This is a genomic window from Janthinobacterium agaricidamnosum (assembly GCF_003667705.1).
Classification (GTDB): Bacteria; Pseudomonadota; Gammaproteobacteria; order Burkholderiales; family Burkholderiaceae_D; genus Janthinobacterium.
Map to the genome: position 1 here is coordinate 2,010,169 of NZ_CP033019.1, position 22,870 is coordinate 2,033,038.

19 protein-coding genes are annotated in these 22,870 nt (G+C 65.2%); 9 read left to right on the forward strand and 10 right to left on the reverse strand.

Translation table 11 applies throughout. The annotated features are described in order from the left end of the window. Window positions 1-11: 11 nt before the first annotated feature. A complete protein-coding gene (locus D9M09_RS09285) occupies window positions 12-350 on the reverse strand; it encodes a hypothetical protein (protein WP_121669128.1) in 339 nt (112 codons plus the stop codon). A gap of 294 nt (window positions 351-644) precedes the next feature. Here D9M09_RS09285 and D9M09_RS09290 point away from each other — a divergent pair, with 294 nt between their 5' ends. The 4 genes from D9M09_RS09290 (at window position 645) to fdhD (ending at window position 5,042) form a co-directional block, all read left to right on the forward strand. Next, window positions 645-1,727, forward strand: a complete 1,083-nt coding sequence (locus D9M09_RS09290) for a calcium:proton antiporter (protein WP_121669129.1) — start codon at window positions 645-647, stop codon at window positions 1,725-1,727. A 163-nt stretch (window positions 1,728-1,890) separates the two neighbouring features. Then, window positions 1,891-3,348 (forward strand): Ppx/GppA phosphatase family protein, encoded by a 1,458-nt coding sequence (locus D9M09_RS09295; protein WP_070219545.1) that lies wholly within the window; start codon window positions 1,891-1,893, stop codon window positions 3,346-3,348. Between the two features lie 93 nt (window positions 3,349-3,441). Continuing rightward, entirely contained in the window at window positions 3,442-4,146 is a 705-nt protein-coding gene (locus D9M09_RS09300; protein WP_240453596.1) for a hypothetical protein, read from the forward strand. A 77-nt stretch (window positions 4,147-4,223) separates the two neighbouring features. Continuing rightward, window positions 4,224-5,042, forward strand: a complete 819-nt coding sequence (fdhD, locus tag D9M09_RS09305) for a formate dehydrogenase accessory sulfurtransferase FdhD (protein WP_162995617.1) — start codon at window positions 4,224-4,226, stop codon at window positions 5,040-5,042. Here fdhD and D9M09_RS29585 read toward each other — a convergent pair. After that, window positions 5,032-5,508: a hypothetical protein gene (locus D9M09_RS29585; RefSeq protein ID WP_121669131.1), complete on the reverse strand. Its 477-nt coding sequence runs from the start codon at window positions 5,506-5,508 to the stop codon at window positions 5,032-5,034. The two genes, fdhD and D9M09_RS29585, sit on opposite strands and share 11 nt — an antisense overlap. 146 nt (window positions 5,509-5,654) lie before the next feature. On the opposite strand from D9M09_RS29585, the gene D9M09_RS09315 reads away from it, so the two are divergent. Continuing rightward, complete coding sequence (locus D9M09_RS09315; protein WP_070219538.1) at window positions 5,655-6,416, forward strand: GNAT family N-acetyltransferase; 762 nt, start codon at window positions 5,655-5,657, stop codon at window positions 6,414-6,416. Here the strand turns inward: D9M09_RS09315 and D9M09_RS09320 are convergent. From D9M09_RS09320 to D9M09_RS09330, 3 genes are all read right to left on the reverse strand, one after another. Next, window positions 6,349-11,826, reverse strand: coding sequence for a CHAT domain-containing protein (locus D9M09_RS09320; RefSeq protein WP_121669132.1), 5,478 nt, complete (start codon window positions 11,824-11,826; stop codon window positions 6,349-6,351). The genes D9M09_RS09315 and D9M09_RS09320 overlap by 68 nt on opposite strands. Before the next feature lie 266 nt (window positions 11,827-12,092). Then, window positions 12,093-12,380 (reverse strand): hypothetical protein, encoded by a 288-nt coding sequence (locus D9M09_RS09325; protein ID WP_034757399.1) that lies wholly within the window; start codon window positions 12,378-12,380, stop codon window positions 12,093-12,095. Window positions 12,381-12,561: 181 nt separating this feature from the next. Continuing rightward, window positions 12,562-13,254, reverse strand: coding sequence for an ABC transporter ATP-binding protein (locus tag D9M09_RS09330; RefSeq protein ID WP_070219534.1), 693 nt, complete (start codon window positions 13,252-13,254; stop codon window positions 12,562-12,564). A 321-nt stretch (window positions 13,255-13,575) separates the two neighbouring features. Here D9M09_RS09330 and egtD point away from each other — a divergent pair, with 321 nt between their 5' ends. Together egtD and egtB are read left to right on the forward strand one after the other, a co-directional pair. Beyond that, entirely contained in the window at window positions 13,576-14,568 is a 993-nt protein-coding gene (gene egtD, locus D9M09_RS09335; RefSeq protein ID WP_083293744.1) for an L-histidine N(alpha)-methyltransferase, read from the forward strand. Between the two features lie 7 nt (window positions 14,569-14,575). After that, a complete protein-coding gene (gene egtB, locus D9M09_RS09340) occupies window positions 14,576-15,808 on the forward strand; it encodes an ergothioneine biosynthesis protein EgtB (RefSeq protein ID WP_083293743.1) in 1,233 nt (410 codons plus the stop codon). Between the two features lie 65 nt (window positions 15,809-15,873). On the opposite strand, the gene D9M09_RS09345 is transcribed toward egtB, so the two are convergent. The 5 genes from D9M09_RS09345 to D9M09_RS09365 all read right to left on the reverse strand — a co-directional run bounded on the left by D9M09_RS09345 (window position 15,874) and on the right by D9M09_RS09365 (window position 21,197). Beyond that, window positions 15,874-17,478: a methyl-accepting chemotaxis protein gene (locus D9M09_RS09345; protein ID WP_070313592.1), complete on the reverse strand. Its 1,605-nt coding sequence runs from the start codon at window positions 17,476-17,478 to the stop codon at window positions 15,874-15,876. A gap of 168 nt (window positions 17,479-17,646) precedes the next feature. After that, a complete protein-coding gene (gene leuA / locus D9M09_RS09350) occupies window positions 17,647-19,353 on the reverse strand; it encodes a 2-isopropylmalate synthase (RefSeq protein WP_070313591.1) in 1,707 nt (568 codons plus the stop codon). Between the two features lie 352 nt (window positions 19,354-19,705). Further along, window positions 19,706-19,993: a barstar family protein gene (locus tag D9M09_RS09355; protein WP_070313590.1), complete on the reverse strand. Its 288-nt coding sequence runs from the start codon at window positions 19,991-19,993 to the stop codon at window positions 19,706-19,708. Continuing rightward, window positions 19,990-20,652, reverse strand: coding sequence for a hypothetical protein (locus D9M09_RS09360; protein ID WP_083293742.1), 663 nt, complete (start codon window positions 20,650-20,652; stop codon window positions 19,990-19,992). The genes D9M09_RS09355 and D9M09_RS09360 overlap by 4 nt, the downstream gene beginning before the upstream one ends. Before the next feature lie 98 nt (window positions 20,653-20,750). Beyond that, the gene (locus tag D9M09_RS09365; protein ID WP_121669133.1) at window positions 20,751-21,197 is read right to left on the reverse strand and encodes a hypothetical protein; all 447 of its coding nucleotides are present in this window, start codon (window positions 21,195-21,197) and stop codon (window positions 20,751-20,753) included. A 178-nt stretch (window positions 21,198-21,375) separates the two neighbouring features. Between D9M09_RS09365 and D9M09_RS09370 the strand changes: the two genes are divergently transcribed. Then, window positions 21,376-22,284: a patatin-like phospholipase family protein gene (locus tag D9M09_RS09370; RefSeq protein WP_121669134.1), complete on the forward strand. Its 909-nt coding sequence runs from the start codon at window positions 21,376-21,378 to the stop codon at window positions 22,282-22,284. Between the two features lie 70 nt (window positions 22,285-22,354). Next, window positions 22,355-22,762, forward strand: a complete 408-nt coding sequence (locus D9M09_RS09375; protein WP_121669135.1) for a GlcG/HbpS family heme-binding protein — start codon at window positions 22,355-22,357, stop codon at window positions 22,760-22,762. Window positions 22,763-22,870: the final 108 nt, after the last annotated feature.

The window sequence follows — 22,870 nt, forward strand, 5'->3', positions numbered from 1 at the left end:
TCTAAACCGGATTATTTTTTGCGCGAGCCCAGCCAGCTGGGTTCCTTGCCGCATTCTTTGGGCAAGAACAGCGCATCGAGGCCCGGATCGCAGCGCCGGTCAGGCGCCTTCATCGGCTCGACGCTGAGCCATTCGCTCTTGGGCAGTATCTTTTCTTCGCGTGGCGCCACGGGCGGCGCGGGCGGCAGGCTGTCTTGCCAGCGTGCCTCCGGGGCAGGCGCGGGCGCGGTGGCCCAGTTGGCGTCAACCTGCGCTGCCTGCGCCGGCGGTGTGTCCGCGTGCGCGGCGGCGCACAGCAGGCTGCCCGCGAAGAAGAACGCGCGCATGGCTGTGCTGTTTATGGAAATCATGGTTTGTCCTTGGTCGGTGCCCGGAAGGCGGACCCTGCATTATGACGGCGGCAGCAAGCAAAAAGACAAGAAAATTGCAACGGCATGTTACCAAAGGGACTATAGTTACTGGTAGCAAGCAGGTGCACTGTTGCAAGGTGATTGAAAGGCGGGTCAGGCGCGGGTCGCCGTCACTCGAGATGTGTATTCCCTAACTTGCATTTAAGCTAGGCAAGTTATGCTGTGGCATGCACGCCAGGCTGTCCTTTGCCGTCCGCACCGCGCCCCTCTTTTTTTACTCTTGCCAGGCCCATAATGAAAATGCTCAAATCCCTGCCTGTATGGCCGCTTGCCGCCCCGCTTGCCGGCTGGCTGTTCCTGTTCGGTTCCACCCTCAATCTCGGCGGCGCCTATCAGATCCTGCTGGTGGCTGGCCTGATCGGCAGCGTGCTGGCCGCCGTGTACCACGCGGAAGTGGTCGCGCACCGCATCGGCGAACCGTATGGCACCCTCGTGCTGGCGCTGGCCGTGACGCTGATCGAGGTGGCGCTGATCGTCTCGCTGATGCTGGCTGGCGGACCGGAAACGACGGGGCTGGCGCGCGACACCGTGTTTGCCGCCATCATGATCATTTTGAACGGCATCGTCGGCATCTGCCTGCTGCTGGGCGCCGGGCGCCACCGCGAGCAGACCTTCGGCCTGCTGGGCGTGAGCGCGCCGCTGGCCACCCTGGCGGCCATCGCCATTTTGACGCTGGTGCTGCCGAACTACACGTCGAGCGCCGCCGGCCCGTACTACAACTCCAGCCAGCTCATTTTCATCGCCGTCATCTCGCTGGTCCTGTACGGCACTTTCGTGCTGGTGCAGACGGTGCGCCACCGCGATTACTTCCTGCCCAAGGAAGCCGTCGGCGATGAAGAGGTGCATGCGGCGCCGCCCACGCCCACCGTCGCCTGGGTCAGTGCCGGTGCGCTGCTGGTGTGTCTGGGCGCCGTGGTGCTGCTGGCCAAGTCGCTGGCGCCCGCGCTGGAGACGGCCATTGCCGCCATGGGCGCGCCGAAAACCCTGGTCGGCATCGTCATCGCCGCCATCGTGCTGCTGCCCGAAGGCCTGGCTGCCGTGCGCGCCGCGCGCGCGAACCGCCTGCAAACGAGCTTGAACCTGGCGCTCGGCTCCGCGCTGGCCAGCATCGGCCTGACGATACCGGCCGTGGTGGTGGTGTCGCTGGCCACGGGCCTGACCATTACGCTGGGCCTCGATATCAAGTCGACGGTGCTGTTGCTGCTGTCGCTGATGGTCGCTACCCTGTCGCTGGGCACGGGCCGCACCACGGTCATGCAGGGCACGGTGCACCTGGTGATTTTCGCCGTGTACCTGTTTACCACCATCGTCCCATAAGCTGCCGCACGGCTGCCGTTTTGTCACAATCCTGTCACGCCGCTGTCATACGATGAGGGTAGTGTGGTAGGATTTTTAAATCGTTTAAATGATTTATATAGTTTAGCAACTGAATTTGCCAACTTTTTCAGTTGGCACAGTCATGACAAGACAAGAGGCCAGTATGTATGCAGCGGTGGACCTGGGGTCCAACAGTTTTCGTTTACACGTCGGCAAGCATGATGGCGACACCATCCGCGTGGTCAAGAGCGTGCGCGATCCGATACGCCTGGCCGCCGGCCTGGACGCCAATGGCGACCTGACCGAAGCGGCCATGCAGGGCGCACTGGCCTGCCTGCAGCGCTTTCGCGCCATTCTCGCCGGCTTCGAACTCGATGCCGTGCGCGTGGTGGCCACGTCGGCCATGCGCGTGGCGCGCAACGGCGCCGTCTTCCTGCCGCTGGCCGAGCAAGCCATCGGCTACCCGATCGAAATCATCTCGGGCGAGGAAGAGGGGCGATTGATCTACATGGGCGTGGCCAATGCGCTGGCCATTCCCGGTGAACGCCGGCTGGTGATGGATATCGGCGGCGGTTCGACCGAACTGATACTGGGGCGCGGCAACGATATCGAACGCGTCGAATCCTTCAGCCTGGGCACGGTCAAGCAAAGCCTGTCGTTCTTCATCGGCGGACGCATCGATGCGCCGTCGTTCGAGGCGGCCATCCTCTCGGCGCGCAGCCATTTCGAGGATGCCGCGCCGCCGTACCATCCGCAGCACTGGAAGACGGCTTACGGCTCTTCCGGCACCATCCGCACCATCGCCGACATCATCGCCCGCAACAAGCTCGGTGACGGCTTGCTCACCAGCGTCAGCCTCGATGCGCTGGCGCGCCGCTTCATCGAACTCGGTCACACCAGCCGCATCGACATGCCGGGCTTGCGCCCCGACCGCGCCAGCACCATCGTCGGCGGCCTGGCCATCCTGATCGGCTTGTTCCGCGAATTGGCCATTCCCGCCATGACGCCGATCGAGGCGGGTTTGCGCATGGGCGTGATGTGGGACCTGTACCTGCGTTCGACCAAGCGCGACCGCCGCGAACAGTCGGTGCAGGGCTGCATGGAGAAATTCCATATCGACCAGCAGCGCGCCGGCCGGGTGGCCGAGCAGGCGCTGGCCATGTACGCGCAGCTCAAGCCCACGTCCGATGCCCTCGTGAAATGCCTGCGCTGGAGCAGCCTGCTGCACGAGGTGGGTCTGGCCGTGTCGCAGACGGGTTATCACAAGCATGCATCCTATATCGTGGAAAATGCGGACTTGCCCGGTTTTACCACGCGCGAACAGAAGACCATGAGCCGGCTGATCCTGGCGCAGAAGGGCAACTTGCGCAAGATCGGCGAAGTGCTGTCCGACCCCGATTTCGCCAAGGCCGTGCTGGCGCTGCGCCTGTCGATTCTGCTCATGCATGCGCGCATCGAGGCCGATTTCAGCGAACTGCGCCTGCGCATGAAGAGCCGCATCGAACTCGACATCAAGCGCGGCTGGGTGGCGCACCATCCCACCGTGTCGTTCTGGATCGAGAAGGAGCAGGAATTCTGGGATGAGGTCGGGGTCGATTTCACCATCCGCGCCAGCGCCTAGAAGGTCATGGCATGCGCATGACTTGATGTGCAGCAAGCAAGATTTCAAAAAACAGTATATATTGTTTATATTATTTACTAGATTGGAGAATCCATGACCAAAACCACCCCAGCGAAAAAGGCCGACAGCGCGCCCGTATCGATGTTCCCGACCAGCGCATCGATCAACGCGGCAGCGGCCAAGGCCGCACCGGCCGCCAAGCCTGCAGTGAAGCCCGCCGCGAAGCCGGCAGCCAAGCCGGTGGCCAAGGCCGCCGTCAAGCCAGTGGCCGCCAAACCGGCCGCTGCGAAGCCGGCGGCAGCGAAACCGGCTGCCGCCAAGCTCGCCGCCGCCAAGCCGGCGGCCAAGGCCGTCGTGGCCAAGCCCGTTGCCAAACCTGTCGCCAAGGCCGCTGTCAAGCCTGCCGCCAAGACGGCAGTAAAAACCGTTGCCAAGCCAGCGGCCAAGGTTGCTGCAAAGCCCGCCGCCAAGCCGGCAGCGAAAACCGCCGTCAAACCGGCTGCCAAGGCCGCCGCCAAGCCTGCGCCAGCGAAAAAAGCACCGGTCGCCAAGGTCGCCGCCGTCAAGGAAAAAGCCCGCAAGCCGAAACTGGTGCGTGACAGCTTCACCATGCCCGAAGCGGAATACGAAGTCCTGGGCCAAGTCAAGAAAGCCTGCCTGAAGGCCGGATTCGAGATCAAGAAAAGCGAATTGCTGCGCATCGGCGTGGCGCTGATCAGCCAGATCGACCTGGCCACGCTGCAAAACGTGCTGGCCGGTTTGCCGCAGCTGAAAACGGGTCGTCCGAAGAAGGATTGATGGCGCGGGCAGGGGCCGCCCCCTGCCTGGCTGTTCTGGTTTACCATGGGGCCTGTGATAGTTCCCCCATGGTTGCCATGTCAGAAGATACAGAGATCGAACGCGCCGGCTTCGTCGAGCGCGCCATCGTCCGCCATCGCGCGGGCCAGTTCACCGATGCCATCGACCACGTCGCCGAGGAAATCCCCGTCGCGCTGGTCTTCAATGGCATTTCCCACGTCGTCATGATGGCCACCCCGCGCGACCTGGAAGCGTTTGCCTACGGTTTCGCGCTGACGGAAGGCGTGGTGGCATCGGCTGCCGCCATCTTCGATTGCGAAGTGTTGCTGCGTCCCGATTCCGCCGAAGTGTCCTTGAGCATCGCGCAGGAGGATTTCGTGCGCCTGAAGGACCGGCGCCGCCAGCTGACGGGCCGCACGGGCTGCGGCGTGTGCGGCATCGACAGCATCGACATGCTCGATTTGCGGCCCGCGGCGCTGCCGCCGTCCCTGATCCGCGTCGACTTGCCCGCCGCGCTGGCGCGCGCATCGGCCGGCTTGCGCGAGCACCAGGCGCTGATGCGGGAAACGGGCGGCGTGCACGCGGCCGCGTGGTGCACGCCCGACGGCGACATCGTGCACGTGTTCGAGGATGTCGGCCGGCACAATGGTCTCGACAAGCTGATTGGCTACCTGGCGCTGCACGATATCGACATGCGGCGCGGCTTCGTCTTCCTGTCCAGCCGTGGCAGCTACGAGCTGGCGCGCAAGGCGGCGCGCATGCAGATACCCTTGCTGGCGACGATTTCCGCCCCCAGTTCGCTGGCCATTTCCATCGCCACGCAGGCCGGCATGAAGCTGGTGGGTTTCTGCCGTCAGGACGCGTACGTGGACTACACGCCAGGCATCAGCATCTAAACAGCACCGGCACGGACTTCGACGTCGGCGTGCCGGCGCCGTCGGCCGTGCTGGCCAGCGGCACCAGCGCATTCGTCTCCGGGTAGTAGGCGCCCAGGCAGCCGCGCGGGATGTCATAGGCGACCAGCCGGAAACCATCGGCCCGGCGTGCCACGCCATCGTCCCAGGCGCCTATCAAATCGATCATGTCGCCATCCTTAAAACACAGCATGGCGATATCGGCCGCCTTGGCGGCGACGGCCTTGGCGCCGTTTTCGCAAATGGCGAACGTGGACGCGTGGTGGCGGTCGGGCCAGGCGCAGCCGGGGCAATCGAAACCGTCCGGCTGGTTTTGCGCCAGCAGCGCCTTCAGATTCCCGGGCGCGACGCGCTCCTGGCGCAGGCTGATGGCCGCGTTTTTCAAGGCGTCCCAGCCGGCGGCAGGCTTGGTGTAGGGCGTGATGTGGACGGCGTCGGTGTCTGTCATGGGCTCTTTCGGCCGGGCGAGTGTGGTAATTATGCACGATCCCCGCATGGCATTGCCTTGCGTCATGGAAATGACATTCGGCTGTCATTTTCCTGACATATTAGGCAAGTACGCTGGAGTCGTCTTGATCACAGGGGGATGAAACCATGCAAAACATAATCGCATCAAACGAAGCCAAGGCCCGGCCGGTCCAGCTGGTGCTGAGCCAGGCCTCCACGGCGGCGGAATTGCGCGAAGTCCAGCGTTTGCGTTACAAGGTGTTTATCGAGACGATGGGATTGACGTCGCTGGCCAACGCCGATGGCCTCGACAGCGATGAATTCGACGCGCACTGCGATCACCTGATCGTGCGCGACGCCGACACCCTGAAAGTGGTGGGCACCTACCGCGTGCTGAGCGCGGCCAAGGCGGCCAAGATCGGCCGCCTGTATGCGGAAAACGAGTTCGACCTGAGCCGCCTGAAGAACCTGCGCGGTCGCATGGTCGAAGCGGGCCGCGCCTGCATCCACCCGAAATACCGGGGCGGCAGCGTGATCATGCTGCTGTGGTCGGGCCTGGCCGAGTACATGCGCCGCGAGCGCTGCGACTACCTGGTCGGCTGCGCCAGCATCAGCCTGGCCGATGGCGGCCACAACGCCGTCGCCGTGTACCAGGCGCTGGCGGAAAAGCACATGGCCCCAAGCGAGTACCGCGTCACGCCGCACCTGCCTTTCCCCATCCACCAGGTGGAAGCGGCGCACAAGCCGCAAGTGCCGCCGCTGATCAAGGGCTATCTGCGTTCGGGCGCCTGGATTTGCGGCGAGCCGGCCTGGGATCCTGATTTCGAAAGCGCCGACATGTTCATGATGATGCCGTTGGCGAATCTGGACGAGCGCTATGCGCGTCATTACGGGGTGGTGCCTGGCTAAGGCTGCCAGGGCTCGCGCCGGGCAGTGAGGCCTGCAGCTGGCTGGCCAGCGCCTGCACGGCGCTGCGCAAGCCGGTCTCCGGGCTGTCGGGCGGCAGCAGTTCGAGCAGGAAGCGCAGCGGCGCCGTGATCGTTTCGGGTTCGCCGATGCTGCCGTGGCGCCGCACGGCGTCGTGGTACAGGGCCAGGAAGGCGGCGCGCGCGGAAGAGTCGAAGGACTGGCCGTCCGGCGCCTGCCACAGGGCCGCCAGCAGGGCGGCGCGCACGGGGGCGCCGGCGTCGATGGCGCGGTGTTCATCCGCGTGGCGCTGGCGCGCATAGGCGATGGCGTCGTGCAGCAAGTCGCCCAGCTGCGGATCGAGCGCGCGCCAGGCGCCGCCGTCGCCATGGGCTTTCAGCAGCAGGGCGCCCGCCAGCGCCTGGAAAATCAGGTCGCAGTCGGCCGCGCCGCTGCGCCGCCGCGCTTCTTCCAGCGCGGCCAGGCAGGCGTCCGTCATGGCGCGCAGGGCCGATGCGCCGGAGTTTCCTTCGCGGCAGGCCAGGCGCGCCTGCAAGGCCCAGTAGCGTCCCAGCAGGGCCAGGCGCTGCGCCGTGGGCGCCAGCGCCACCAGCAGGTCGATATGCTGTTTTCCATCCTGCAGCAGCTGGCGTCCCTGGGCCGGGTCGGGCACGGCGGGCACTTCGATGCCGGCACCCGCATCGAGGCCGCACAGGGCCGCGCCCTGTCGTATCTCCAGTTCCGCCCAGTGCGCGAGCGCGCGCAATCCCACCTTGCCGTCGGCCGCGCTGTGCGCCGCCCGGTAGTGTTCGATGGCGCGCAGGGTGTTCTCCAGTCCACCGAGACCGGCGCGCGTGGCGGCCATGTTTTCGCGGATGTCGGCGCAGCCGAAGAAGCGCGCGCGCACGGCTTCCTCGATGCTGCCCAGCTTTTCCTCGATGGCCGCGCGGCGCGCAGGATCGGCGCCCGCCAGGCGCGCGTGCAGGGTTTCCAGGTCGGCCAGCAAATGGCCGTGGTAGTGGTAATCGGGCGCTTGCCAGGGCCGGCTCTGCGTGTTCGGAAAGCGGTAGCGGTCGTCGCCGTACGCCTGGTAGGCGCCCCAGGTGTTCGAGGCGGGAAATTGCAGATACGCCGCCTCGCGCCCCAGGCGCACGGCGTCGCCGAAGTATTCGCCGCTCAGCATGGCGTGATAAAAGCTGTGCGCGAAGATGCTGGCTGCCTGGTCGTCGATGCGCCAGCCGGCCGCGATCACCGCCTGCGAGCCCATTTCAATGAAGGCCGTGGCCAGGCTGGCGGCCAGTTTCGACCACGGCGCGATGGCGTCCGGGCGCATGTCGCCCAGGTGGCAGCAATTGATGAAGACGAATTGCGGCACGCGCTTCAATTTCCCCACCTGCGCCGCCGTCAGCCGCGTCTTCGGTCCCAGCACCAGGCCCGTATGGGCGATGCCGGGGCCGGCCACTTCGCCATGGCCGGCCAGGTGGATGGCGAAATAGCGCTCGTCGAACAGGTGCACCAGCACGCGCTGCGCCTGCGGGCGCAGCAGCTCGCGTACCTGGTAGCCGTACGCGCCGAACATGCGCGCCACGTCCTGCGCTTCGGCCTGCGCGGCGGGCAGCTCGGGCAGGCCGGAATCGGTGTCGCCGATCACCAGCACGCTGTTGCTGGGCGGGCTGACGGCCGGCGGCTGCTCGCGCAGGCTGGCCAGCTGGCGCACCATGCCGATGCGCGTCGACAGGGGGCTTTCCTCGCTGCCCGCCTCGTCGCGCATCAGTTCCCACGGGTAGATGGCGGCGCTCTGGTCGACGGCCAGGATCAGGCCGCGCATCTCGGGGATGGCCGCCTTCAGGCCATTGGGCAGCATCAGTTCGTACAGCGCGCGCGACAGGCCCGGCTGGTCGGTGGTGTTGTCGGTGGCATCCATGATCAGGCCATCGACGGCTTGCCGCTGGTTCGGCTCCTCGTCGACGCTGTTGTGGGCGCGGTCCGTCAGCACGGTGAAGCGCAGGGCGCCCGACAGATCGGCGGCGACGATCTGCACGCGGCGCCAGCCGTTGTCGCCGCTCAGGCTGGGCAGGATGCGCCGGTAGCCGCCGGGGCTGTGGCGGATACGCCGCTCGAACGTGAAGCTGCCCTGGTAGCGCGCTTCGGCCATGATCTGTTCGATGGCCACGGCGGCGGCGATGGCGCGCGCCTCGGACTGTTCGTAGATGGCGATATGGCCGATGCGGCAGGTCATGCCCGCGTCTTCGAGGCGCCGGTTGGCGCTGCGCGCGCCGTCGATCAGGGCCCGCGCGCACAGGGCGATGCTCAAGCCGCCGTAGCCGGAACCGGACAGCAGGCTGGCCACGCGCAAGCCGTGCTCGCCCATCGGCGGCGTGGCCACATGGCCGGCGGCGCGCACCTGCAGGCAGACGCACGCGTATTCGAGCAGGCCGCCGGCAAAGGCGCGCGCCAGTTCGCCCGGCGTCAGCTCGCCCAGCGCGCCCAGGCCGATGACGATGGCGCCGCCGGGCCGGCGCGCCGCATCGGGCTGCAGCACCACGAGGGCGGAGTCGGGACGCTGCGGGAAGCGCCCGAGCGCGTGGATTTCCTGCAGCTTGCCCGCCAGCAGGCGGTCGAGAAAACTCATGCTGCCGCGCAGCGATTCGGACGCGTAGCAGCCGCTCATGACGGGCGCATCGGCCGAGGCCATGCTGCCGTGGATGACGGATAAGCTCAGCTGCGGCGCGCGGCTTTCTGGCGCGCTGGCGGGGCCGGCGGCGCCGATGGCCGCGTCGAGCAATTCCTGCGGCTGCGGGTACAGCGGCGTGGCGTCGGGCACGTAGGGATGGAAGCGGGGCGGGGCGCCGCCGGGCGCGTGCGGCGGGTGCCGGGGCAGGGCGGCGCCCTGGCCGCCGTCGAGCAGCTGCGCGATGGCCGGGTAGTATTCCTTTTGCAGCAGCAGGTCGCCATGCGCCACCGGCAGGTAGCAGGCCGCCACGCCGTCCGGCACCGCGCCTAGCCAGGCCGTGCGGCCATCGCCGTCCGGCGACCAGGCCGTCTCGATGGCGCCGTCGCGCAGGCGCAGCGCCACCGGCGTGGCGGCGCAGCCGGCCAGGTAGCTGCAATGGCGCGCGTCGAGCGGGGCCGCTTCCAGCAGGGTCACGGTGGCGCGCGCGGCGGCCAGCGCCGGCGCCTCGGGCGCCTGCCAGCCGCCGGGCAGGCCCGCTTGCGCGTCGCCGGCGGCCAGCTGCGCCCAGGCGCCGGCGTCGAAATAATCGATGCCGCCCGCCTGTGGCCACGGCAGCATGTCGAGCACGCCGGGAAAGGCGCGCACGAAGCCGAGAAACTGGCGCCGCGTGTGCTTCCAGCCGATCCAGCAGGCCAGCATCTGCACCAGCCGGTCGCGCCCCAGCAGCACTTGCACCATCGCCTGCGTGCCACGGTTGGCCGTGCCCACCTGCAGCAATCGGCTGCCGGGCAGGGCGCCGAAGCGCTGCCAGCGGTCCTTCAGGGCCAGGCGCGCCACCAGTCCACCCATGCCATGGGCGACGATGCGCAACGGTTGGCCGCGCTGTTCGGCGTCGCGCATGGCGTCGTCGAGCACGGGCAGGAAGGCGCGGCACGACTCCTGCAGCGACAAGCGCCAGTCATAGGTAAAGGGCCGCACTTCCTGGCTTTGCGCGAGAAAGCGGGCGAACGGTTCATAGCAGGACTCGAGCCAGCCGGCGCTGACGATGTGCGGCTGGCCCACGGCCAGGCGTTCGATGCGCCCTTCGACCAGATTGACGGGGTCGAACCAGATGCGGTTGCTGCCCACTTGCAGGTGGCTGCCCATGATGTCGGGCAGCAGCAGCACGATGGGCGCGTGCGCGCGCCGTTTCGGCACTTCGCCGCCGCGCGCCAGCGGGCCGTGCTCGATGCCCGGCAGCGGCTGGTAGGCGGTCTCGTCGCCGGCGAGCGCCTGCACGGCGGCCTGGCTCGATGGCGCGCGCTCGAAGTAGTTCAGGTGGTGCGTGTGCGGCCCGCGCAGCAGCAGTTGCCGCACGGGCGTGCTGCGCGTGGCGCCGCCGGCCATCGAGGCGCAATTGACCACCAGGTCGTTCTGCCCGCCGTACAGCTGGTCGTCGAGGCAGTCGCCCAGCCAGCCCAGCAGGCCGTCGCCGCTGCACGCGCCGGCCAGCACGTGCAGCGGACTGGCCACGCGCACGTCGGGCGCGTTGAGCAGCGCCACCAGGGGCGAGTCGGGCATCATCGCTTCCAGTCCCGGCAGGATGCGCGCGTCGCAGCGCTGCTGCACCACGGCCAGCAGGAAAGCCATGGCGCCGTCGGGAACGCCGCCGTGCAGCAGCAGGTTGAACATCACGCTGGCCCAGCGGTCCAGGCGGCCCGACATCAGGGTGGTGCCGCGCGACGGGCAAGCCACGCGCACGAAACGGGCGATGCGGATGGCACGTGTTTTGAGTTCCACGCTCAATTCGCGCAGGCGCACCGCATCCGCGTCGTAGCCGCCGCGTCCGCCCAGCCGCGCCTGCGCCGTGAAATGCTCGATATCGTGGCTGTTGAACGCTTCGCCGCCCACCGTGTTTTCGCTCAACCGCTCCAGGCCGTCGCCGGCCAGGTCGACGGCGCCGCGGCTGTCGATGCGCTGCGCCCGGGCCAGCAATTCGCCCACCAGGCCGCCGCGCGAATGGGTCAGCAGGTGCAGCACGGCGCCGTGCGGCAACTGGCGCACGAGGGCCAGCGCGTTCTCGATGGGACTGTCGCTGAGGCTGCGGTGCTCATAGCCGTAGATGCGGTTGCCGTACTGCGCCGCCAGTTGCGGCGCCAGGCCGTTGCGCCACAGGCCGGCAAAGCTGCGCTGGGTCGACGAGGCCGTGCCGTGCAACAGCAGCAGCACCGGTTCCGGCCCGGCGGGCAGGCTGGCGACGGCCGTCATGCCGCCCGCCTCGATGCCGCAGCGGTACAGGCCCAGCCGTTGTTCCAGCTGGCGGTCCTGGAAGGCGCCGGCCGCCGCCAGCGCCGTCATGGCGGCGGCGCCGCAGCGGTACACGCGCACGGCCCGCAGCATCCAGGCGCCCAGGCCGTCGCGGCTGGCGCCGGGCGGCGGGCGCGCCGCCTGCGGGCGCAGGGCCAGCCCCACTTCGATGCTGGCGGGCGCGCCGTCGCGCGCCAGCGTGGCCGGCCCCAGGTAGCGTGGCAGGTCCAGGCTGCCTGCCAGCAGCGAACTGCCGTCGCACAGCAGCAGCTGCACCACGTCGGCCGGGCCGATATCGAGGGCGATGCGGCAGCTGCCGATGCCGCGCGCGCTCGACAGCACGTGGGTTTCGCTGTGCCAGCCGGGCGCGGCGGGGCAATCGCCGGCGCTGGCGAGCGGATCGCGCGCGAGCGTCAGGCGCAGCACGGGCGGCGCAAGGGGATTGCTGGACATGCGGTTGAGATCACTGGTTAAAAGCTGACCTTGATGCCTGCGCGGACTATGCGTGTTGTGTCAGATCAAGTATGTGTGGAAATGCAGGGGGAGAAGCTGGGAGGGCTGGCGCGGCAGGGCAGAGAAACGGTCAGCATGGTTTGGGCTGGGTCTCTTCGCTATCGTGCTCGGATGTTGTGCGGTGAGCGAACTACGCGAATTGTATGGCAAAAGTTCATGGCGCCGGGGACCTGGGTGCCTGGCATGGCATTACAACAGCGGGTGGTTCAATGGACTGGTGTGGCGGACAGTTCCTTCAGTTCGCGGATGGTGATGTCCGATTTTTCATGCATGCGCAATAAAATCGTTGCACCGACCGACAGTTTGCCGTGCCGAATCTTGCTGATGATGGGAGGCTGAACTTCCAGGACGCGGCACAGTTCCGCATCATTTTTCAAGTTCAGCTTCTCGATCAGGGTATCGAGCAGCTTGTTGGGCACAAAACTCGATGGTTCGAGCGCACGCGCCCGGTTCATCGCTTCAATCATTTCCAGCTTCTTTTGTCGAACGTTCATTTACTCCTCCTTCAGGTTATGCAAGGGACGAGACCACTTTTTATATGGTCCCGGCTATGGTTCGTCATCGCAGTACGGCTGTCTGGGTGACGTGACAACATTTGCGTTACAACATTGATAACCAGGCAAGTGTTTTCAATAATACTACGATAACAAAACTTGTGACAGATGGTCAGTTAAATTAACTGATTGTTTGATCAATTTGGTTGACGGTTGTTGTATTTTGTAAGCCGCTTTTCGTCAGAATCATGGTCCGGTCCGCCATTTCGGCGGCGGCCAGCGAGTGCGTGACCATGATCGCGCAACTGCCGTTGGCCTTGATTTCGGCGCGCAGCAATTGCAGGATGCTGTGCGCCGTGTCCGGGTCGAGGTTGCCGGTGGGTTCATCGGCCAGCACCAGCGCCGGCTTGTGCACGAGTGCGCGGGCGATGGCCACGCGCTGCATTTCGCCGCCCGACAATTGCTGCGGAAAGTCGCCGCCGCGTCCGCCCAGGCCGACGGCCTCGAGCATGCTGGCGGCACGCTCCTGGGGCAGTCCGTTGAGCAGCAGCGGCAGGGCCACGTTTTGCAGCAGGGTCAGGTGCGGCAAGACGTGGAAAGCCTGGAAAATAAAGCCCATGCGGGCGCGACGCAGTCGGGTGGCGGCGGCGTCATCGAGGCTGGACATGGCAATGCCGTCCACCAGGATAGGGTGCGCTTCGGCACCCGCATCGGGCGTATCGAGGCCGGCGATCAGGTTCAGCAAGGTCGACTTGCCCACGCCCGAATCGCCCATGATGGCGATGAATTCCCCCGCCTTGAAGCGGCAGGAAATGTTGGCCAGCACGGGACGGGCATTGGCATAGGACTTCGACAGATGGCGCAATTCGAGCATGGTGATCTTGATTAATAACGGCTATCGTAAAGGGAGGCACGCGGGGGAGAGGGGGGCCTGGGAACTGCAAGGGGCGCGGATTGTTTGGCCGGCAATGTGTAGTATACGACAGCCTTATCATTTTTGCTGGGTAATACCAATTTTATGTGCATGCCGGCTGTTCGACCTTAAGTTACCTGCCGCACGGCTGGCTTGCGCGGATTCCGCTATGATGGAAAAAAGTCATCGGCAAGGCGCCCGCACACCGCTGCGGCAGGGGCGGCGCGCCCGGTGGCTGACCGTGCAAGCCCTTCGTGAACCTCATATTGACGACGCCAGCCCATGACCATGCCACTCGCGCAACAGCAGTCCGATTTGTATCCCGCCAGCAACGCCAGCGCGGCCAGCGCCACTCCTGTCACGATAGCCGAGATCAGCGCAGGCCTGTTGGCGCGCGATGCCTGGACGTCGCCCAAGTACCTGTACGACGCGCTCGGCTCGAAACTGTTCGAAGCCATCTGCGCCTTGCCCGAGTACTATCCGACGCGTACCGAGGCGGCCATCTTCGCGCGCCACGGCGCCGAGATCGCGCACGCCGTGGGGCCGGGCAGCACCCTGATCGACCTGGGCGCGGGCAATTGCGCCAAGGCCGCCAGCCTGTTTCCGCTGCTGCATCCGGCGCAATATGTGGCCGTGGATATTTCCTACGATTTTCTCAGTGAATCGCTGAGCCGGCTGCAGCAGCGCTTTCCGCATATCGAGATGACGGGTCTGGGCCTGGATTTCTCCAGCCGCCTGGACTTGCCCGACAGCGTGCGCGAGGCGCGGCGATTGTTCTTCTATCCCGGCTCGTCGATCGGCAATTTTGCGCCTGAGCAAGCGACCGCTTTTTTGCGCCGCCTGCGCGCGAACGCGGACGGCGATGGCGGCCTGCTGATCGGCGTCGACCTGATCAAGGAAGACGCCATCCTCGACGCCGCCTATGACGACGCGCTGGGCGTCACGGCCGCTTTTAATCTGAACATGCTGCGCCACGTGAACGGCCTGATCGGCGCCGACTTCGACGTGCGCGCGTGGCGGCACCACGGCTTTTTCAACGCCGACGAGCACCGCGTCGAAATGCACCTGGAAGCGCGCAGCGAACAAGTTGTCCATTGGAAAGGTGGCCAGCGCCGTTTCGCGAAAGGCGAACGCATCCATACAGAGGACAGCTATAAATATACGCGCCCGGCCTTCGTCGGCTTGCTGGAGCAGGCGGGGTTTTCCACCGTGCAAGTCTGGACGGACCCGCAGCAGTGGTTTGCCGTCATTTATGCGCGCATCATCAGGGACTAAGAAAAAGATGCTGATCGATCATTACAATACAGTGCGCCAGCACTCGCTGCGGCTGGCCGAACCCCTGTCCGACGAGGATTGCGGCGCCCAGTCGATGCCGGACGCCAGTCCCGTCAAATGGCACCTCGCGCATACGACCTGGTTTTTCGAAACGTTTATCCTGGAAAGCATGGAAACGGCGTTCGCGCCATTCCACCCGGCTTTCCGCGTGCTGTTCAACTCGTATTACAACGGCGTGGGCGAGAAGCACCCGCGCGCCCAGCGGGGCTTGCTGACGCGCCCCGGCATGGCGCAGGTGCGCGCTTACCGGGCCGACGTCGATGCGCGCGTCGCGCGCCTGCTGGCGGGCGAACTGGCGCGCGACGAACGCGAACGGCTGACCATGCTGCTGGCGCTGGGCCTGGAACACGAGCAGCAGCACCAGGAATTGCTGTTGACGGACGTCAAACACCTGCTGGCGCAGAGCGCCCTGTTTCCTGCCTATCTAGACGGCGCGGTGGCGCCGGCGCGGCAAGCCGCGCAGCCCACGGCCTGGCTCGCCTTCGACGGCGGCCTGGCGCAGATCGGCCATGCGGGCGACGGCTTTTGTTTTGACAATGAATTGCCGCGCCACCCGCAATACGTGGCGCCGTTCGAACTGGCCAGCGCGCTGGTGACGAATGGGGAATTTCTCGCCTTTATCGAGGCGGGCGGCTACCGCACGGCGCATTGGTGGCTGGCCGAAGGCTGGGACTGGGTCCGCACGCAACAGCTGTCCTGCCCGTTGTACTGGCAGTGCGACGAGGCGGGCCGCTGGCAGGAATTCACTTTATCCGGCTTGCGCCCGCTGGACCCGCAGGCGCCGGCCACGCACTTGTCGCTGTTCGAGGCCGATGCGTATGCGCACTGGGCCGGCGCGCGCCTGCCGACGGAAGCGGAGTGGGAAGTGGCGGCGCAGGGCGTCGACATGCAGGTGGGCCAGCTGCATCCGGCGGCCGGCGCGCCGGGAACGGGATTGCGGCAGATGTTCGGTCATTGCTGGCAGTGGACCAGCAGCAGCTATGCGCCGTACCCGGGCTACCGCACGGCGCCCGGGGCGCTGGGCGAATACAACGGCAAGTTCATGCTGAACCAGTATGTGCTGCGCGGCTCGTCGTGCGCCACGCCGGCCGGCCATGCGCGCGCCAGCTACCGCAATTTCTTCCCGGCCGGCGCGCGCTGGCAATTTACGGGCATCCGCCTGGCGCGCCAGGTGGAATAAGCAAAGGTGGAATAAGCAAAGGTGGAATAAGCAAAGGTGGAATAAGCAAAGGTGGAATAATCAACTTAGTGCAGGCGCGGGACGGCGGGCGCGTCAGGGCGGGGCGGTGCCTTGGCGCTGGCGTTCTGCTCGAGCTTGAACTGGCTGACGAGGGTTTCCAGGTCGCCCGCCTGTTCATGCATGGCCGCCGCCGCCGCGGCCGCTTCCTCGACCAGGGCCGCGTTCTGTTGCGTCGTCTGGTCCATCTGCATGATGGCCGCATTGATCTGCTCGATGCCTTCGCTCTGCTCGTGGTTGGCGACGCTGATTTCACCGACGATGGCGCTGACCCGGCCCACGCTGGCCACCACTTCATCCATCGTGGCGCCCGCCTGGCTGACCAGCTGCGCGCCCTGGCCGACCCGCGTGACGGAGTCGGCAATGAGTTCCTTGATCTCTTTTGCCGCCGCCGCCGAGCGTTGCGCCAGGTTGCGCACTTCCGACGCCACGACGGCAAAGCCGCGGCCTTGCTCGCCGGCACGCGCCGCTTCCACGGCCGCATTCAGTGCCAGGATATTCGTCTGGAAAGCGATGCCGTCGATGACGGCGATGATGTCGACGATCTTGCGCGACGAGGCATTGATGGCGTCCATGGTGCCGATCACTTCCGCCATGGCCGTGCCGCCGCGCTGGGCGATGGCGGAGGCCGAGCGGGCCAGGCTGTCGGCCTGGCGCGCATTGTCGCTGTTGCTGCGCACGGTGCCCGTCAGTTCGATCATCGACGAGGCCGTTTCTTCCAGCGCGCTGGCCTGCGCTTCCGTGCGGGCCGACAGGTCGGCATTGCCGCTGGCGATCTGGCTCGACGCCACGGCGATCGTGCCCGTGCCGCCGCGCACCTGGCCTACGAGGGTCGCCAGGTTGCGGTTCATGTCGTGCAGCGCGCGCAGCAGCTGGGCCATTTCATCGTTGCCCTCGGCCACGATCTTGCTGCTCAAGTCGCCTGCCGCCACGGCTTGCGCCACGCCAAGCGCATAGGCGACGGGCGCGGTGATCGAGCGCGTGACCCGCCAGGCAAAGAGCACGCCCAGCAGCAAGGCGGCCGTGCCCAGGCTGGCCATCAGCACATTCGCTGCGGAAATATTCTGCTGGATTTGCTGGCCGCCATGCACGACCACGCCGCGCTGGATTTCATTCAGGCGGTTCACCGTCTTTTGCAACTGATTCAGGGCGGGCAGGGTATCGTCGCGCACGTGCTTGGCCGCTTCCGCGCGCTGTCCCGCCACCAGCAGCTTGTCTGCCTGGCTGAACGAGACGACATAGGCCTTGCGCTGCTGTTTCAGCGTAGCCAGCAGTTCCTTGCCTTCAGGCAGCACGATCAGGCGGTCGAGGATGGCCAGCGCATCGGTGATGGTGGCCTTGTTGGCATCGATTTCGCCGTGGATGGCGCTGGCGCGGGCCGGATCTTCATGGATGAACAGTTCCAGCACGAGTGCCGCGTTCGAGCGCGTGGTGCTGCGGATGGTGGCGATGGCGTCCGCCTTGGCCCAGTCTTTCTCGATGATGGCTTCGCTGAGCGTGCCGATCTTGTCCAGGCGCAACAGGCCCGTGCCCACCAGCACTGCCATCAGCAGCAGCACCACGCCAAAACCCGCGCCCAGGCGCGCGCCTATCTTCATGTCCGTCAATTTCATACTGATTCCCTCGGTAGCTAATGATCTGTCTCCGGTGGTCTTATTATGAAACGATTATACGGTCGGCGATACCTGATTTGCACTACTAATTGCCTTGCAGAAATGAAAAAGCGGCACGGCGATCAAGCCATACCGCTTTTTCTCCCTATGGAGCGTGCCGAAAGGAACTTAGGCGGCGCTGGCAGCCACGTCGGCCGCTGTTGTTTTTTCGGCGTCCGTCTGCTTGATGCGGCGGTTCACGGCCGACAGCACGGCCTTGAACGAGGCGGTGACGATATTGCTGTCGATGGCGGCGCCGAACAGGGTCGGGCCGTTGTCGAGGCGCAATTCCACATAGCACGCCGCTTGCGCGTTGGCGCCGGAACCGATCGAGTGCTCATGGTAATCCATCAGCTTGATGTCGAGACCGAGCGCATTGACGAAGGCGTCGATGGGGCCGTTGCCGCCGCCTTGCAGGGCCAGCGGCGTCTGGCGGTGCGACAGGCTGATGTCGATCTGCACGGATTCGTCGCTGCTGGTGTCTTCCACCATGCGGTGCGCAGCGTAGGCGTACGGCGCCGTCTGCTCCAGGTATTCCTTCTGGAAGATTTCGTGGATATCCTGCGCGGCGATTTCGCGGCCCGTGGCGTCGGCCACGGCTTGCACGGCGCGCGAGAATTCGATCTGCAGGCGGCGCGGCAAGACCAGGCCGTATTCCTGTTCCAGCAAATACGCCATGCCGCCCTTGCCGGACTGGCTGTTGACGCGGATCACGGCGTCATAGCTGCGGCCCAGGTCGGCCGGATCGATGGGCAGGTACGGCACTTCCCAGATGCTGTCCGGTTGTTGCTTGGCGAAACCTTTCTTGATGGCATCTTGGTGCGAGCCGGAGAATGCCGTGAACACCAGGTCGCCCGCATACGGGTGGCGCGGGTGGACGGGCAGCTGGTTGCACTCTTCCACGCACTTGCGCACGGTGTCGATGTCGGAGAAATCCAGGCCCGGGTGCACGCCCTGCGTGTACAAGTTCATCGCCAAAGTGACGAGGTCGACGTTGCCCGTGCGCTCGCCATTGCCGAACAAGCAACCTTCGACGCGGTCGGCGCCCGCCATCACGGCCAGCTCGGCCGACGCAACGGCCGTGCCGCGGTCGTTATGCGGGTGCACGCTGATGATGATGGAATCGCGGCGCGCCAGCTTGCGCGACATCCATTCGATCTGGTCCGCATACACGTTGGGCGTGCTGCATTCCACGGTCGACGGCAGGTTGATGATCATCTTGTTGGCCGGCGTCGGCTTCCAGATGGCGCTGACGGCGTCGCAGATGTGCTTGGAGAAATCGAGTTCCGTGGTGGAGAACGATTCCGGCGTGTATTCGAAGCCCCATTCCGTTTCCGGATGCTGGGCCACCAGCTGTTTTACCAAAGTGGTGCCGGTGGTGGCGATATTCGTGATTTCTTCGCGCGACATGCCGAACACGACCTTGCGGAACACGGGCGCCACGGAGTTGTACAGGTGGACGATGGCGCGCTTGGCGCCGACGACCGATTCCACCGTGCGGCGGATCAATTCTTCGCGCGACTGGGTCAGCACGATGATGGTGACGTCGTCCGGAATGCGGCCTTCATCGACAAGCTTGCGCACGAAATCGAAATCCGTCTGCGATGCCGATGGGAAACCCACTTCGATTTCCTTCAGGCCGATGGCGATCAGCATCTCGAAGAACCGCAGCTTCTTTTCCGCACTCATCGGCTCGATCAGGGACTGATTGCCGTCGCGCAAGTCGGTGCTCATCCAGATCGGCGGTTTGCTGATGATCTGGTTCGGCCATTGACGGTCGGTCAATTTAACTGGAGGAAAGGCGCGGTATTTGGAAGCTGGGTTTTGCAACATCATGATCGGGTACTCCTGAAGATAGGGGGAAATCAATGGTTGTGGCGCAAGCTTGCCGGGCGGCCACGCAACACTAGGCCAGGCAAGCGATCGGTAGCGGTAGCAGTGCGGCCGCGATGCCGGCAGGGGCGGTCGCAGCGGGGATTACGTGTACGTATGGGGATGGTGCAAACATCATCAAACCTTCCAGGGTTTTTGAAACACGCCGGCGTGTGGCCAGGCGAAGCAATGCGGCAAACTTATGCGCGTGCTAGTAGTAGTCGCGATAGCGACAGCAGGGAAGGGGAGGAATGTTTGAAGGAGGACATGCACTCAATGTAAGGGATGTCGGGCGGGGCTGTCAAGCGTTTCCGTCTTACATGTAGTGCACGTGTGATGCCGAGTCCGGCATTTCCTGCCGCGCGCGTTCCAGGCAGCGCCGCAACAGGGCCGCCTCGCGGGGCAGGCGCGCCGCCAGTCCCTGCCAGCCGCGCAGCTCCAGTTGTTGCGGCATGTCCACCAGGCCCGTGACGGCATCCCAGAAGGCATCCCAGTTCATGCCGTAGAAGGAAGGGAAATCCAGCGCGGCCGCCAGCGCCGCGTGCAGCTGGCGCGTGGTGTTGATCTCGCTCAAGTCGATCGTCACCAGGGCAGGTCGATTCACAATATGCCTTTGAGCAAGTTCTGCAGGTTTTGCCGCATGCCGCCCACCACAGACGCGTGCTGCACCAAGATGGCGGGCGCATCCTTGAATGGTGCCGGGTCCAGGTACAGGCGCGGCAAGTCGGCCACGGCCACGCCGCGGGGGCCGCCGCGCAGGATCTCGTCCACGTGCTTGTTGATCGAGTCGATGGCCGCCTGGATGCGCGGCGTGGGAGATGCCGCCAGGCAGGCGGCCAGCGCGGCGTCGAGTTCGGCGCGCGCTGGCGCTTGCGGCAGCACGGGGGCGGCGATCTGTTCCAGCGGCGACATGTTGACGGCGGGCTTGCGGCACGCGAGCAAGGCATCGAGCGCCATCAGCCGGTGCGCGCCGCCCCGTTGCAGCCAGTCAACGATTTGCGGCCACGGCGTGCCCAGCAGGGCCGCCGCCACGCCCCATTGCCCCGCCACGGGCGAGCCGATATTGTTCTCTAGCCAGGCGATTGCGGCCGGGTTGCCCGTGTAGGCCAGCAGGATGGCGTTCGACGAGCGCAGCGCGGGCGCCTGCGTGGCGAGTACGGTGATCAGCCAGGCGAGGGCGCCGTCGGGCGGCAGCTGCGATAACTGTTGCGCAAATGGGGCGCTCAGGGCGCGGCTGTCGGAAAATTGATATTCGTTGGACATGTTGACTGATTCGGCGAGTGATAGGCGGTTGGGACGATTCTGCATGCGAGCCAGCTACCCAGCGGGTGCTCTTCGCTTGGCCCATGGCCCGGACGCTGCTATTGCTCCGATTTTTGGCAGCGAGCGGAAAATGGCAAGGCGGTGCTGTTTTCAAACGGGGAATTGAATTCGCCCTTTACTTGCGTCAAGTTGCCGCTAAAGCGCATGGTCAGCGGGCCGCTGCTTGGCCCTGCGTCATATGTGCAAGACAAGCTGTCGCCGCTTTGCCGGCAATCGTAGAAATTACTCGCTTTGCCGCGCCCGTCAATGATGTGGGTGCCTTGCGCGCCGTGCCGGTCGGGGACGTCGAAGCTGAGTTCAATCGTGTGCTCCCCCTGATCATTGGGAATCTGTATGTTACCCGTGCAGGTAAAGCCCGCCATCCTTTCCGCGATGCTATCTGGGCGCTGCGCCGCGGCGGGGGTGGCGTTGGCGCAGGCTGCACCGAGCAGGGTGGCAACGAGCAAGCATGGGTGCGCGATGAAGCGGAACAGGTCTGTTTTCATAAGCCAGGAGGTGGTGAGGTGGGGAACCAGGCGCCAGTCTAGCAGCCGGCATGGCGCGCACGGTTCGCAATCTTGTCACTATAAACATTTAAGACCGCCTTCAGTGCGGCCGGCTCCGCTTGCGCTACAATCGGCTCTCCTTTATTGCCACTGCCGCGCGCGGTTCTCTTCTGCCACCATGTTCCCTAAACGCCTGACCCTGCTTGCCCTGGCCGCCTTCGTGCTGGCCGGCTGCGATACCACCGCCCCGAAACCTGTACAAGTATTGACGCCGCCCGAACCCGTCGTCGCTCCCCGCAAGATCAAGATCGGCCTGGCGCTGGGCGGCGGCGCGGCGCGCGGTTTTGCGCACATCGGCGTGATCAAGGCGCTCGAATCGCAGGGTATACATGCCGACATCGTCACCGGCACCAGCGCCGGCAGCGTGGTGGGCGCCCTGTATGCGGCAGGCAACTCGGGCTTCACCTTGCAAAAGATGGCCTTCGACATGGACGAGGCGGCCATTTCCGACTGGGCCTTGCCCCTGTTCGGCAAGTCGTCCGGCGTGCTGAAAGGCGAAGCGCTGCAAAGCTATGTCAACAAGGCGGTCGGCGGCGTGTCGCTGGAAAAGCTGAAGATTCCGTTTGGCGTGGTGGCGACCGACCTCAAAAATGGCCAGCCGATCCTGTTCCAGCGCGGTAACACCGGCATGGCCGTGCGCGCCTCGTCGGCCGTGCCGGGCGTGTTCCAGCCCGTGACGATCGCCGGCCATACCTATGTCGATGGCGGCCTCGTCGCTCCCGTGCCCGTGCGCTTTGCGCGCGACATGGGTGCCGACTTCATCATCGCCGTGAATATTTCGTCGCAAACGGATACGCAAAAGGCCATCAGTTCGATGGAAGTCATCATGCAGACCTTCGCCATCATGGGGCAGCGCATCAACCAGTTCGAATTGAAAGATGCGGACGTGGTGATCCAGCCCAGCCTGGGCACCATGAAAGGGAACGATTTCAACAGCCGCAACCAGGCCATCCTGGCGGGCGAGCAGGCGACGTTTGCCGTCATGGCGCAACTCAAGCAAAAGCTGAAAGCCAAACGCGAGCAGTAGGCGATCATGACGCGATCGCGCCGCTGCGCATTTCGTATACAATTTTGCTTTAACATAACAAGGATGTCTCATGCAATCGAAACCGATTTTGACCCTGGACGACGTAAAGAAAATCGCTGCCGCCGCCGAAGCGGAAGCGGTCAAGAATAACTGGGCGGTCACGATCGCCATCGTCGACGACGGCGGCCATCTGGTATGGCTGCAGCGCATGGATGGCGTGGCGCCGATCTCGTCGCACATCGCCCCATCGAAAGCCAAGACGGCCGCGCTGGGCCGCCGCGAATCGCGCATCTATGAAGAGATGATCAACGGCGGCCGCGTGTCGTTCCTGAGCGCCCCGGAAATCGACGGCTTGCTCGAAGGCGGCGTGCCCATCGTGTTCGACGGCCACTACGTGGGCGCCGTCGGCGTCTCGGGTGTCAAGTCAGCCGAGGACGCGCAAATTGCCAAAGCGGGCATCGCCGCTTTGACGGCCTAAGTAGTAACCGATATTGCTTTGCAAGCCGCTCCGCGCAAGCCGGGCGGCTTTTTTCATGGGGCGCAGGATTTATGTTGCTGCGCAAAAAATGCCGGGCTTTCTGAATTT